Source organism: Vibrio sp. 10N.247.311.47, assembly GCF_041467535.1.
Lineage (GTDB): Bacteria > Pseudomonadota > Gammaproteobacteria > Enterobacterales > Vibrionaceae > Vibrio > Vibrio crassostreae_C.
This window is the reverse complement of sequence record NZ_JBFSUR010000057.1, coordinates 1-13,957: the sequence shown is the minus strand read 5'-3', so window position 1 is coordinate 13,957 and position 13,957 is coordinate 1. Positions and strand designations below refer to the sequence as shown.

Below are 13,957 nucleotides of genomic sequence, written 5' to 3'. Positions count from 1 at the left end.
GTTTTCATCCTTGTACAAATCCGAACCTAGGTTAAAGTTCCAGACCATGTAGGCAGGCACTTTACCTGTCGCGCCCGTTGCATCTTCGGCACTTGTATTCGCATTGTCAGAGTAAGACTCGCTGAAGTAGTAACCAGACAAAGTCGTATCTACCTTGCTAAAGGCGTAAGTCGCATCCCAGCTAAATTGGTGTTTAGACGTATAAGGGAGTTGATTACCTTTGTTTGCACCCTCTTCCTCTAACGTTGCATCTAAGTAGTTATAGCCAGCGCCCAAACTCAAAGCTTGCATCGCTTGAGGAATATAACGACCAGAGAGCTCAACACCTTGGTGAAGGGTTTTACCAATGTTATCGAAAGTTTGGGTAGCACTTTGCCATTGCAGCTGATCTTCAAAATCAATGCGGTAAAGTGCAATGTTAAAGCTGGTTGAATCTTGGTTGTAGCGAGCACCCAACTCGTAGTTCCACGCTAGCTCACTGCCCTCTTCACCCTTGCCTCGAATGTAAGCAATTTGTGGTGCACGCAAAGATTTCTGTGCATTAGTGTAACCAACCCATTGCTCTGTCAGGTGGTATGCCAAAGTTAAGCCCGGCAACCACTCCGTCACTTTGTTGTCTGTGCTTTGTGCTGTACCCAGATCATCAAACGTCATATCAATCGATTCGTAACGAATACCCGGCGTGACTTTCAGTACGTCATTGAACAGGCCGATTTCATTGCTGATGTAACCAGCAAAAGCGTCAGTATCTAAGTGCCAATCACGTGGGGTTGTTGTAGCACCACCAGCAATTGGCGTTTGAGTCAGCTTGTAATCGATATCTTCGTTGACGTAGCGTGCCCCAACAATCACATTTTGCGTTACGGTATTTCCGTCAAAGTACATCGCGAGTTTAGGTTCAACACCATAAACAGCAAATTCACGTGGTGACGTACGAATATCGGTTGATGGTAATGCCGGGTCCGCCCAGTGACCGCCAGCGCTGTTAAAGCCCCATTGGAAGAAACGCTCAGAACGGTGGCCAAACGTCAGTATTTCTAATTCGGCGCTATCTGCAATATTCAAGTCATGTAAATACTTCAGGCTCCAACGCGTTGAAGTGCCTTGATATTCATCGTATGGGCGCTTCGACTGAGTACGATCTTTTTCGTAATCATCTGGCGATAAAGCGCCCGGCATTTGGGTGTCGGCATCATAACGTTGAACGAAAGCTTGTAACTCTTGAGTATCGCTCAGTAACCATTGCAATTTCGCTTGGAAGTTTTTTACATCCGTGTCGGAGTGTTCACGGAAGCTCTCACCTTTTAAGAAGTTCCCCTCGACTTGAAGTGCCAGCGTATCAGTTAACCAACCACCCGTTCGCAGGTAAAAGTCGTTGAGCGGCGTATCGCCACCCTCGAATACAGTAAAGCGATTACTGATTTCCGTTTGCCACTCATGTGGAATAGGCTTGGTCACCAAGTTGATCACACCACCGACGTTGTTTGGTCCGTACTGAACCGCCGCACCGCCTCGCACAATATCAATACGATCAAGCATCGACAGCGTTGCAGGGAAAATTGATTGTCCTGTGTGACCATACGGCGCCAGTGTCAGAGGAACACCATCCATGAGGAATTGAGCGTGCCCACTGCGACTCGCTTTCAAACCACGCACTGAGATGTTAGGCAAAACACCGGTGCCCGTTTCGTCTTGAACCTTAATGCCCGGTACACTTTGGAAGGCAGAGTCAATCGAGAGTGCGCCAGTCTTTTTAATTTGTTCATTAGTCAGAACAGTACGAGCTCCCGGATACTCTTTCACATCCTCAAGTTCTGAATTACCGATCAAGCTGCCCGTCACGACAACCGTTTCCATGGTCGTCGTTTGTGGATCTGACGCGGCAAATGCGCCCATGGAAGTCACTGAAGCGATGGCCATTGCAAGGGCACTTAGACGCAACTTTTGATGTGATTGAGTACAGGGTTTACCATCCAAATTCTGGTAAGGCATGAAAATCTCCTAAATAGGCAAGTTAGGATCAAAGGCCATGTTTACGATTCAGCGCTTTGATCCTATGGGCTAAACGGCCTCAAAATGAAGCCAACTGTTCACTCACTCGTAGTGAACAAATCAATCGTTTTTAGAGTCGAACTAGCTCTTAGAAATGAACGAACTCTTAGAACTGAATTAGCTTTTAAAACTGATAGCCGTAGCTGAGCATAAATTCGGCTGGTGCTCCGTAACCAATCTGGTTAGTACCAGACGTGCCGTTGGTTGCGCCCAGAATGTATTTCTCATTAAGCACGTTGTAAGCATTCGCTTGAACTTTGTGACGACCCGTGGTGTACGCTGCCATCAAGTCAACCGTGGTGTAGTCACCCAGAGCTACCGCTTCATCATTACCCGCGTAACGGTCGCCTACGTATTTCACGCCACCACCTAAACGCCAGTTGTCATCTAACTGATAAGTGCTCCAAAGAGAGAACAAATGATCAGACACATCGTTTGGCTTTTTGCCTGTCTCTTTGTTCTCCGCGTCTAAATAGCTGTAGCCTACAGAAATGTCCCACTGCTCGGTAAACTGACCGCGAGCTTCTAATTCAATACCTTGGTGACGAGCTTCGATCTTGTTAACAACGTCTCCGTCTATATTGGTTTCAGGTTGTTCTTGATCGATTTGGAAGACCGCGGCATTCAGCATCAAAGCGTTATCTAATAGGTAAGCTTTTGCGCCAATTTCTTTTAGATCGGTGTGGAAGAATTCTGCTAATTTAGGGTTGATGTAGATACCTGAGTAAGGCAATTGCCATGAACGAGCTAAGCTTGCGTACACTGACATATCGTTGTTGATTCGGTAGACCAAACCACCGCGGTAGCTCACTTTGTCATCGTCTAGATTCTCTTTTGCTGAGCCCGCTTTTTGCTGTTCCAGCTCCATCGAGTCGTAACGCACATTGCCGATCACTGAAAGATCACCAAAGGTGTAAACGTCTTGAATGTATACACCTGTCGTCGTTGTCGTGTTATCACGGAAAGGTTTGAAACCCGGATCAGGTGTTGGGCCTGCTACAGGGTTGTAGATATCTTTTGGAGGTAAGGTTTTATCACTTGCGAGCGTTAAGTCGATATTGATCTGATTATAATCCGCACCGATCATCATTTGGTTCGAATCGGTTTCCCAAACTAGCTCAGATTGAAGAGTCGTCGTGGTACGAGGATCGTAACCGAAGTTATTTACAGTCTGAGATACTCCATTCCCAGTTACCGTCCCTTGGCGTGTACCCTTTTGCTCAAGCTCGATATGGTTGTATGCTGCGCGGTTTGTCCATGCCCATTCACTGTTCAAAAGCCATTCATAATTAACGCCAACACGAATGCTGTCCGACTCTTGATAGTCATTCGTACCACCGTAAAATGTGCTTTCCGAGACATCGACAGGCTTACCGTTTTTAGATGGAACACCACGATATGGCACCAACTCTTGGTGCGCATATTCTACATCGAGATCAATGGTATGCCCCTCAGCAGGCAATACACGAATGGTCGGTGCGATAAAGAAATCATTAGAGTCGACGTGATCTACATAGGAATCAGACTGTCGACTTTCCACGTTGATACGACCACTAACCTTGTCACTAAGCGCCATCGAGCTGTCAACCTGACCAACAAAAAGATTATTGCTGCCAACACTGCCGTTGACGTGTGTGAAATTATCACCGTTAGCACGCTTGGTGACCAAGTTGATGATACCGCCGGCTGAACCTCGGCCGTAAAGTGCGCCTGCAGGGCCCTTTACCACTTCGACACGCTCGATATTCGCAAGGCTTCGGTACGATTGCAGAGTCCCGTCATCACGCATACCATCACGGTACATGTCGTTGAGTGCATCAAAACCACGAATCACAAATTGGTCTCGGCTTCCCTCACCCAAGGTATTGTTAACCCCTGCGACACCATCAAGTGCATCCACCAAACGTACAGCACCGCGGTCTTCCATTTCCGTCTTTGTGACCACCGATACTGCCTGCGGTATATCCAACCATTCGACATCCGTTTTGGTTCCTGACTGAGGCATGTGCTCCGCGTAACCTTCGTACTGATGACCAATAACTTGTAGGGTTTCATCTACCGTTACTTCTGCAGCCATTACATTCGACACGGTAGCCACTGCGGTTAATGCACCTCCAATAGCCAAAGCGAGAGGGGACAAGGCCAATCTAATGTTCATTTTCTAATTCCGTTTTAGTTTATAAAATAACAATATTGCGAATAAGAACAAATATCATTTATATTTGCAATATATATTTTTTGATCTATATTTGCTTTGCAATATGCAACACCACTAATGATATAAGAATAAATAAAAACAATAAGATAGAAAAATTCTCTTTCTTTTAACCCCGAAAGAGAGCACTTGAAAGCGAGTTGTGAGCAGGCGACAACAACGTTTTGGAAATTAGGAAAGCCCCATGAAATCTACGATAATCATCGTGAGTCACGTCGTGAATGATGCGATCACTCACGGCTTCGTGCCGACAGCAAAAGCGATGGGTCTCCACGTCATTTTGATCACAGACCACAAACTCAACCACTTAAAACTGGCAAATGAAGATGACCGCTTTAATCCCGATGAAATTTTGGAATGCGATGTCTTCAACCCTCTTGAACTCATCGAAATCATCACAGAGCAAGAGCTAGAACCTCATGCTGTTTTCAGTAACAGCGACCACCTACAAACTTCCACCGCAATCTGTGCACAATTCTTTGGTGTGCCTGCTAAAGATTGGAATGTGACTCTTAAGGCGAAAAACAAATACTTAACTCGTCAGGTTCTCAACGAAAAATCGTTACCTAATACTCAAAGTGTTTTGGTAAGTCGAGAGAGCGCTCCTGTATTCGATTTCGATTTTCCTGTCGTTGCGAAGCCCAAGGAAGGCGTGGCTAGTTTAGACGTGCAGCGCTGCGAGTCTGCAGCTGAGCTGGATAACTATTGCGATACGTTTTGGCAAAAGCACCCTACGACTCCCATTTTGGTTGAGGCGTTTTTACAAGGTCCGCTTATCACTGTCGAAACCATTGGTGACGGGGAAAATTTAGTCGCACTTGGGGGGTTCGATGTAGAACTCTCTGCGCCACCTTACTTCATCGAAACCGCTGCGAGTTGGAATGGTATTAACAGCGTTCACTACCGAGAAGAATGTATACGTCAGCTTCAAAAATTTGGGGTGGGGTTTGGTGTCTGCCATAGCGAATTCATCATCACAGATTCGGGGCCGGTACTGGTCGAGATCAACTATCGAAGTATTGGTGATGGACGAGAGTTTTTACTTGATAACCTCAGTGGCGGGAATTGGTTCAATACCATCTTAAATCTTCACTTGGGTCACAAGCTTGACCCTATATTTCGTATTGATGGCAGTGCCCATGTGCACTATGTAGTGGCGCAACAAAGCGGTTTGATTGAAGGGTCATCAACCTCTTTCATTCACCAAGAGGGCGATATTGTCACTCAACAGCAAGTGCTTAAAAAGGTTGGTGAGACGTTCCAACAAAGTTTCTCCAACAAGGATTACTTAGCGAGAATTTCGGTCGTTTCCCCTTCTAGTCAAACTCTAGAACCCGTACTACAACAGGCAATCTCTCGCTTCAATCTAACAGCAACAAACGAGGTAACAGCATGAATGGCAACGCGTTATACCTCACTCAGCGACTAATCGATACTTGCTTGCGTGAAGATTTGTTTGGATTAGTTTCTCAAAGCCAATTTAAATCTCAGCTACCAAATACACTCAAACTATCTTCTTATCCTCGTAATCAAATTTGGGCTATTTTTGCGGGTTCAGACTTTACACTCTACTTGCCCGTTACTCCGAGCTATTACATGCAGCGTTGGGTATACGGGCAACCAGATGGTTCGAAAGGTGATGGTTGGTTCATCGAGAGAAATGGTGTCGTTGAAACCCAGCAGCACTATCAAGATTGGATCGAACTACTGAAAGCAAGTGCTCACGAAAGCTCGCATTCGTTATTAGATGGTTATTTGCAAGAACTCGAATGCGCAGAAAAACACAAAGGATTGTGTGATAGTGCCTTCAGTCAGCAATCCGAATCACTAATGCAACCGATTTCTCAACTAGAACGTTGGGAGCAAAAGCTATTACGTGCCGATCAAATCGCATCCTATCTTGACCACCCTTACTACCCGACAGCACGTGCTAAGTTCGGTTTAAGCGATCACGACCTAGAACAATTCGCGCCAGAATTTGCACAAAGCTTTGAACTTCGTTGGCTCGCAATCGAGAAGTCACTCGTTACATTGACCAGTCCACAACCAGAATGTTGGCCAACGATGGAACAAGTGGGTCTGCCCGCCGATTTTGCTCTTAGCCATGAGTTATTCCCCGCACACCCATTAACACTAAGAAGTCTTGATGGACTTCCTGATGGTGTCATTGAAGCGCCGGTTGCGTGTCTTGAGGTGACTCCTACCCTGTCAGTGCGCACTGTGGTCGTGAATCAAGCACCACAGACCCACATCAAAGTACCGCTGATCATGCGATCTTTAGGTACTAAAAACATTCGCCTAATCAAACCATCGACGCTCTATGATGGGCATTGGTTTGAACGTTTATTGACGCACTTAGAGCAAACAGATCAAGACTTACGTGGCACGCTTTTCCATTGTAATGAGAAACATGGCGGCCATGTTGGAGACGATAAAACCTTTGCTTACATTGTGCGTGAATATCCGCCGAATTACTTCCAAGACAAAGCACTGGTGCCTGTGGCTGCTCTTGCCAGTCCAATGCATGATGAACGCTTGTTCTTGGAACACCTCGCCGAACAGTATTATCAGCAAGATACACTGACTTGGTTTAAAGATTACGTTGATCTGCTTTGCAAAGTGCATCTTACATTGTGGATTCGTTACGGTATCGCGTTGGAGTCTAACCAACAAAACGCCATCATTGCATTCGATGAGCAAGGCAAGATGACCTTAGCCATGAAAGACAACGATGCAGCGCGTATCTGGCCAGAACGTTTCCAAACGTTTGAACAACAATCGCCTGTAAAATGTGAGCAGCTTTTAGATCAACGCATCACTGTAGACAACGAACTTGCTCTTGGTCAGATGTTTACCACGATTACTTTGCAGTTAGACATTGCCGCGATTGTCGAAGCAATGGCGACGAAAGGAATCGCCACGTCAGCTTATCTGTATGAAGTGGTTGCCAATAGCCTTTCCCAACAGCTTAGCCAGTTGGACAAACAAGGACACAACACCAAGCTCGCAAACGAGATGTTGTTTGAGTCACCCAACCTATACGCTAAATATCTATTGAGCTCAGGTAGCTTGTTGTCTAAAGAGTTATCCGGTGCAAGCGATATCAATAAATTTTATGGCTTGTCAGCACCGAACTTTTTATTGCTAACCAGCGAAGAAGCACAACACGCTTACCTTGAAAACATCAAGCAGAGTGTGAGTTAACGCATCATGACCAAACTCATCTATTGTGTACTTTTAAGCCACTTTATCGCCGCGTTTGCAGCCTTAGGAATGCCGCTGTTTTTGCCAATGGTATTGCCAACACTGGATGCAAACATTACTTCGGACTGGGCGGGGGTACTGTTTATTTTGCCGACCTTTTGCACTGCCGTTGCGGCACGCTTTTGGGGGCAGTTTGCTGATAAATATGGCAGACGTCGCTCTCTATTACGTGCTCAACTCGGGCTTGCAGCAGGCTTCGCGCTGTGTGGCTTAGCCGATAATCTCTCAATGTTTGTGTTTGGTCTTATCATTCAAGGAACCTTTGGTGGCACCATGGCCGCCTCAAACAGCTACTTATCCAGCCAAATCAACGATGCGAAATCACTCGGTAAGTCACTCAATAAAACTCAGCTTTCTGCCCGTCTGGCGCTAATTATTGCTCCGATAGGGCTTGGCTGGAGCTTATCAGAAACAAACCCGCTGAACGCGTATCTGTGGTTGTCCGCTTTGCCGCTATTCGCGCTATTGTTCACCTTAACATTACCCATCGATGACTTAGCGAAATCTAAGGGAATTGTAAAAGATCAGGTATCGAATAAAGCTCAAAGCAGCCAAACCAACTCGTTAAATACGCTTTATTGGGTGTTTGGCGCGCAGTTCAGCTTTGCTTTCGCCATGGTCGTCACGTTCCCCTATTTCTCGCCTTATGTGCAGCAATATGGCGTGACAAGCCAAGCGTGGATTGGGTTTTTATATGCCCTCCCACATGGTGTTTATCTGCTCTTTGCAGGAAAAGTCCATCTGTTCTCAGAATGGGTTGATCGCCACCAGTTTGAACGCAATCAAGCGCAGCGTACTTTATGGCTAGGCTTTGGTTTGCTTTCACTCAGTGCAGCAATGCATCTCACTCCTTATCAAGAAGTGTTGATTATTGCTCGTATTGTTTTCGGACTTGGCATGGTTTGCTGTTATCACGGCTTGCATCAAGCGTTAGCAAACCAAATTGATCGACGACAAAGCGGCAAAGTATTTTCGCGCTTTGACGCTATGTCTAAATGGGGTGGCGTTACGGCTGGGTTGAGCGCGTCTTTTATATCAAGCTTGGGCTGGCTTGAGGTTCCTTTCATACTTTCTATGTTGGTCAGTGGCATTGCTGCTATCGCGCTGATCATCCATTCAAAATTTGGACATCAACATGTTACAGAATCAATTATCTCCAAGTGAGTATTACGCTGAAGACCAAGCTCTTCAAAATCGTAAAAAAGTACTGCTAAACCGAGAAAAAGCCCAACTCAATACCATCATGGGCGTGGTGAACTGTTACTTACGTGAATACGCGATACCCAATGAACAGGTTAATTGGCGCTACAGTTCTGCCTCTCTGCCTCAAACTTTGAAAAGAAACTACAACGCTAACCAGCGCGTGGCCATTCACCTACCTCACCAAGATCAACCTCAGAAAAATGGTCTGATGGTTTTACCCGTTGAGTACATCAGTAAACTGGGGAAAGTGAAGCTCAGTGATACACCTTGGGCTAAAATGCCCGGCGCAGCTTGGTGCAAATTGGACGCAACGCAAACCCTGACGCTTCTACTCAGTTACCTAAAAGAAGTGCTGACGATTCCATTCAATTACGAACTGGTCGAGCAAATGGAAAACAGTTTGTTGATCACCGAACAGTTCCTAAACTCAGACAGCTCACCTCAGCATCACAACGCGTTTATCGCATCAGAGCAATCGTTACTTTGGGGACATACTTTTCATCCAACGCCAAAGAGTCGCTCAGGGGTCAGTATCGATGATCTGCTAGCGTGTTCCCCTGAGGTTGGCGCTAAGGTTCCCCTGTATTGGTTTAAGGTCAACACCGCGTTGCTCGACGTCTTGAGTTCAGATAACCGAACCTCACCAACTACCATGCTTGAACAACTTGCACCTGATGAAAACAATTCAGCAGGTACTATGCTTTACCCTTGCCACCCTTGGGAAAGTTACACACTTTTGCAAAACCCAGTGGTCAAAACGGCCATTGAACAAGGCAAAATCATCCCGCTTGGATTAAGTGGTGAAAAACTCTTACCCACTTCATCCGTGCGCACTCTGTACCACCCAGATATGGATTGGTTTGCTAAGTTCTCTATCAATGTGCGTTTAACTAACTGCGTACGTAAAAACGCATGGTATGAGCTCGATAGTGCCGTTCAATTAACCTCGATTCTGCATCCCATCAAAGAGAGTGAACAGTTACGTAATCCTGTATTCAAGGTAATGACTGAACCTTACGCGACCACATTGGATCTAGAGTCGGTTGCCGAGCAGGAACAAGCCGATGTTATTAAAGCTCGCGAGTCGTTTGGTATTTTGTATCGAGAGAATTTCACCTTAAGCGAAACCGATATTTTGCAACCAACGTTAGCGGGTGCCCTCTTTGCTTACGATACAGACGGGAACAGCTGCATCGCCACTCAACTCAAACAAAAAGCGCAAACAACACAAAGCCAATATGACAATGTCGCCACGCTGTGGTTTGAGCGCTATCTGCATTGTTTGATTCCGGGCGTCTTTAACTACTACTTCAAACATGGGGTTGCGTTTGAACCGCACTTACAAAATACGTTGATTGGATTTGAAAAAGGCATGCCTTGCTGTGTATGGATTCGAGACTTAGAAGGTACCAAGCTACTACGCGAATTTTGGCCATCAGAAACACTTCAGCAACTTTCAGAGCGTGCTCGTCAATCGGTGTACTACAGCCGTGAGCAAGGTTGGAACCGTATTGGCTATTGCACCTTCATTAACAATATCAGCGAGGCCATTTTCTTTATCGCTGAGGGTAACTCGGCACTTGAGAATACGTTATGGGGAACTTTAAAAGACGCTATCGTCCGCTGGACGTCTATCAATGGCCAGCAACCCGAACTAATGGCATTGCTTAACGATGGTCATTTTCCAAGCAAAAATAACTTCACAACACGTTTGATGCAAAATGCCGATAAAGAGTCCGGTTACACCCAAGTTGCAGCACCGTGGCCAACTCATTCAAAAGGAGTTCACCATGCTTAATTCTCCTCAACTTTCAGCCTCTATCCATCAAGAAATCCAGCAATTGGCCAAACAACAAACGCAACCATTATGTGCTTATCTTTATGATCTCGATGCATTGGAGCAGCACATTAAGCAGATGCGCCATGTATTGCCAAAAAACGTAGAGCTATTTTACGCCGCGAAAGCGAATCCTTCAGAGCCGATATTACGCACTTTAGCCCCTTATGTTGATGGTTTCGAAGCAGCATCAGGCGGAGAGCTTGCACACCTCCACCAGCAACAACTCAATAAACCACTGATCTTTGGTGGCCCAGGGAAAGTGCCCAGTGAGTTAGATCAAGCGATTATACTCGATGTTGATGCGATTCATGTAGAGAGCCTCACTGAGTTACAACGCATTGGTTCTTTAACACAAAAGTTGAATCGACCTGCTCCGATCTTCCTGCGTATGAACATAGACATTGGTGACATCACACTTAGCAAATTAGCCATGGGAGGAAAGCCCACCCCGTTTGGCCTCGATGAGAGTGAGTTAAGTAATGCCTTGATGTACCTACGCGATTTCCCCTTAATCAAGTTGAATGGCTTTCACTTCCATTTGATGTCACACCAGCTTGAAGTCGGTCGACACTTAGCTTTGATGGAACGCTATTTCCAAGTAGTGAAGGAATGGAAAGAAGAATACTCACTTGAAGATCTTACGATCAACTTGGGTGGCGGTATGGGAATCAATTATCAAGATCAGAAACAACATTTTCCGTGGGTAGAGTTTTGTGACAAATTGGAATTTCTGATTGCCAAAGAACAACTACAAGATTGGACACTGCGTTTTGAGTGCGGGCGCTACATCTCAGCACCTTGTGGCTACTACGTGATGGAGGTGTTAGACATTAAACAAAATCTCGGTGAGAACTTTGTGATTGCTCGCGGAGGCACACATCATTTCCGTACTCCGGCAGCGCAAAGCCATGACCACCCTTTTGCAATCGTGAAAAGTAATCAGCAACCCACTATTTCAAACCCAATAGACCAGACTACAGCCACACTAGTTGGTCAGTTGTGCACCCCAAAAGATGTTCTGGCACGGAATCAAAATATCGATCACATCGACATCGGTGACTATGTGGTGTTCACGCTAGCAGGCGCTTATGCTTGGAACATCTCGCATCAAAACTTCTTAATGCATGAACCTCCGGTGTTTCATTACTTCTAGGCATCCGCTGTGCTCTATGATTTCTAACTGATAGTTTGAGTTGAAACTCCATAGAGCCAGCTAAAGGCACTCAATAAAAAGTCACCAAATAAAAAGGCGTTAGTAAACTCAAGTCTACTAACGCCTTTCTTCTGTTTATCTTAGCCCTTTTGCAAAACAGCTGCAGTGATTGAGCAACCGCCCCCCCACAGTGATCGTAATGCAGAACCAAACCGTAGTTAATTCGAATACAAGCACTTAGCATTTTTCATCGACTGCGCAGCGGGAGTGATACATGGACAACAGAATCACCATTATTGAGTTTCTCAGAGTGTTTGAGTGCATTCGCACCTCTGGCGAGCAACTGGACAATAAATATCAAGTGGGCGAAATGGCGGCTTGGCATGATTATGATGGTTATACCTGTTGGCTAAGCTATAAAGACGTAACAGTGACGCTGATGTTTCATGGTTCATTGAAAATCGAGTACGACAACGCTTCAAATTACTCTGAATTTATTGAGCATTGTATGGGTATGCTTGCCACTGAACCTTCTCCATAAAACGCGAACAGACTAACGGCTAACGGCTAACGGCTAACGGAGACAATCATGAACGAAACGGCTTCATTGCTTAAGCGAAGACACCCTTTTTGGCTAGTACTCAGCCTCTCCTTTTTATGGTCTCAAGTATCTGTAGCAGGCATAGGTATGATTGATTTTATACAACCGAACGAACACAAGAATTGGACAGCGACCAACGACGATGTAATGGGTGGCATCTCAACGGGCGGGCTCATTTATCTTGATGATATGAGTCGATTTAGGGGCGAGCTATCGTTAGAAAACAATGGTGGTTTCAGTTCTGTAAAGCGCTCCATTGAATCACCAGCCCATGAAATAGATAGCGCAGAGCTAGTTTTCGTTGGTGATGGTCGCACCTACCAACTGAGGCTCACAACATCGAAAGATGGTAATCGAGTTCAATACAAACACGATTTCGTTACGATAAAGGGAGTGCGGCTTAACAAGGTGTTCCACTTCAATGATTTTCAAGCTGTGTTCAGAGGTCGGCTACTGAGCGATGCGCCGGAACTTAAGGCACGAGACATCAAACAAATCGGTTTTTTGATTGCGGACAAAGAGCCCTCGCCTTTTGAGCTAGACCTAATACAGCTTCACTTCAGAACATCGAAACCTATCACATCACCAGAAGCTGACTAAACTGACTAAACTGAAAACAAACAAAAGCCCCTGAAACCTTTTGACTAGCAATCAGATATCAGGGGCTTCTTCTATTTAAACCGTCAACAATTCAAAACAACGGCGGATTAAAACATCAGCAATTAGTATTTGATAGCTGTTTTACCAATCGAGGCACTGCTTTCAATACGTTGGTGTGCATCTTTAAGTGTTTCCACACTAAAGCCATTTAGGGTCGAGGTTAGCGTCGATTTAATACGGCCCGCATCAATCAGATTCGCGGCTTGGAATAGGATGTCTTGCTGCTTCTGGATATCTTCGGTGTTAAACAGTGAACGTGTAAACATCAGCTCCCAAACAAAGCCTGCTGATTTGCCTTGCAGCGCTGACAAGTCAATGCCACCATCAAATTCAACAATCGAACTGATCATGCCTTGCGGTGCGATCAATTCAACCATCGCATCCCAGTGCCCTTTTGTGTCTGCAACATTGAAAATGTAGTCGACATGTTGAATGCCTTGCTCTCGCACAGACTCGACAAGGTTACGGTGGTTCACCACATAATCCGCCCCCATATCCCTTACCCACTGTTCAGTTTCGGGTCTTGAAGCTGTTGCGATAACATTTAGGTTGGTCAGTTGCTTAGCCAGTTGAATCGTAATTGAACCAACACCGCCTGCTCCACCAATGATCAGGATAGACTTTTTCTCTTCAGGACGAACACGCAAGCGGTCAAACAATGCTTCCCAAGCCGTAAGCGTTGCTAGTGGCATAACGGCTGCAGCTTCATCAGAAAGGCTCTTCGGCGCTTTAGCGGTAATACGGTAGTCCACAGCTTGGTATTCGGCATTAGCGCCCATACGAGTTACGTCACCTGCATAGTACACACGGTCACCGACTTTGAAGCCTTCAACGTCAGCACCTTTGCCAACAACTTCACCGACTGCGTCATAGCCCAGCACTTTTGGCTGCTCAAGAGTTTTGTCTTTGGCATTACGAATACGAATTTTAGCGTCAGCAGGATTGATAGAAGTCGCGCTCACTTTTACC

General features: G+C 45.7%; 10 protein-coding genes. 7 read left to right on the top strand and 3 right to left on the bottom strand.

Annotated elements, in window-relative coordinates:
• Positions 1–1,992: TonB-dependent receptor family protein (locus tag AB6E51_RS23185; protein ID WP_372140234.1), on the bottom strand; the 1,992-nt coding region annotated here is incomplete at its 3' end.
• 184 nt (positions 1,993–2,176) lie between these two features.
• Positions 2,177–4,210 carry a TonB-dependent receptor gene (locus AB6E51_RS23180; RefSeq protein WP_372058149.1) on the bottom strand — a complete coding sequence of 678 codons (2,034 nt, stop codon included), beginning with the start codon at positions 4,208–4,210 and terminating at the stop codon, positions 2,177–2,179.
• A gap of 241 nt (positions 4,211–4,451) precedes the next feature.
• Here AB6E51_RS23180 and AB6E51_RS23175 point away from each other — a divergent pair, with 241 nt between their 5' ends.
• The 7 genes from AB6E51_RS23175 to AB6E51_RS23145 all read left to right on the top strand — a co-directional run bounded on the left by AB6E51_RS23175 (position 4,452) and on the right by AB6E51_RS23145 (position 12,928).
• Positions 4,452–5,663, top strand: a complete 1,212-nt coding sequence (locus AB6E51_RS23175; RefSeq protein ID WP_372058150.1) for an acetyl-CoA carboxylase biotin carboxylase subunit family protein — start codon at positions 4,452–4,454, stop codon at positions 5,661–5,663.
• Positions 5,660–7,471, top strand: a complete 1,812-nt coding sequence (locus AB6E51_RS23170) for an IucA/IucC family protein (RefSeq protein WP_372058151.1) — start codon at positions 5,660–5,662, stop codon at positions 7,469–7,471. The genes AB6E51_RS23175 and AB6E51_RS23170 overlap by 4 nt, the downstream gene beginning before the upstream one ends.
• A gap of 6 nt (positions 7,472–7,477) precedes the next feature.
• Positions 7,478–8,695, top strand: coding sequence for an MFS transporter (locus AB6E51_RS23165; protein WP_372058152.1), 1,218 nt, complete (start codon positions 7,478–7,480; stop codon positions 8,693–8,695).
• Entirely contained in the window at positions 8,667–10,532 is a 1,866-nt protein-coding gene (locus AB6E51_RS23160) for an IucA/IucC family siderophore biosynthesis protein (protein ID WP_372058153.1), read from the top strand. The genes AB6E51_RS23165 and AB6E51_RS23160 overlap by 29 nt, the downstream gene beginning before the upstream one ends.
• Entirely contained in the window at positions 10,525–11,727 is a 1,203-nt protein-coding gene (locus AB6E51_RS23155) for a type III PLP-dependent enzyme (RefSeq protein WP_372058154.1), read from the top strand. Before AB6E51_RS23160 ends, AB6E51_RS23155 begins: the two co-directional genes overlap by 8 nt.
• 274 nt (positions 11,728–12,001) lie before the next feature.
• A complete protein-coding gene (locus AB6E51_RS23150) occupies positions 12,002–12,268 on the top strand; it encodes a DUF3081 domain-containing protein (protein ID WP_017062438.1) in 267 nt (88 codons plus the stop codon).
• A gap of 48 nt (positions 12,269–12,316) precedes the next feature.
• Entirely contained in the window at positions 12,317–12,928 is a 612-nt protein-coding gene (locus AB6E51_RS23145; protein WP_065584785.1) for a CIA30 family protein, read from the top strand.
• A gap of 122 nt (positions 12,929–13,050) precedes the next feature.
• Here the strand turns inward: AB6E51_RS23145 and AB6E51_RS23140 are convergent.
• The coding region (locus tag AB6E51_RS23140) for a zinc-binding alcohol dehydrogenase family protein (protein WP_372140231.1) at positions 13,051–13,957 on the bottom strand (907 nt) is incomplete at its 5' end.

What these genes read in the sequence shown, in the direction of transcription:
- AB6E51_RS23180 (WP_372058149.1), bottom strand. Translation starts at nt 4,210, where the DNA reads ATGAACATTAGATTGGCCTTGTCCCCTCTCGCTTTGGCTATTGGAGGT.
- AB6E51_RS23170 (WP_372058151.1), top strand. Translation starts at nt 5,660, where the DNA reads ATGAATGGCAACGCGTTATACCTCACTCAGCGACTAATCGATACTTGC.
- AB6E51_RS23165 (WP_372058152.1), top strand. Translation starts at nt 7,478, where the DNA reads ATGACCAAACTCATCTATTGTGTACTTTTAAGCCACTTTATCGCCGCG.
- AB6E51_RS23150 (WP_017062438.1), top strand. Translation starts at nt 12,002, where the DNA reads ATGGACAACAGAATCACCATTATTGAGTTTCTCAGAGTGTTTGAGTGC.
- AB6E51_RS23145 (WP_065584785.1), top strand. Translation starts at nt 12,317, where the DNA reads ATGAACGAAACGGCTTCATTGCTTAAGCGAAGACACCCTTTTTGGCTA.
- AB6E51_RS23155 (WP_372058154.1), top strand. Translation starts at nt 10,525, where the DNA reads ATGCTTAATTCTCCTCAACTTTCAGCCTCTATCCATCAAGAAATCCAG.
- AB6E51_RS23175 (WP_372058150.1), top strand. Translation starts at nt 4,452, where the DNA reads ATGAAATCTACGATAATCATCGTGAGTCACGTCGTGAATGATGCGATC.
- AB6E51_RS23160 (WP_372058153.1), top strand. Translation starts at nt 8,667, where the DNA reads ATGTTACAGAATCAATTATCTCCAAGTGAGTATTACGCTGAAGACCAA.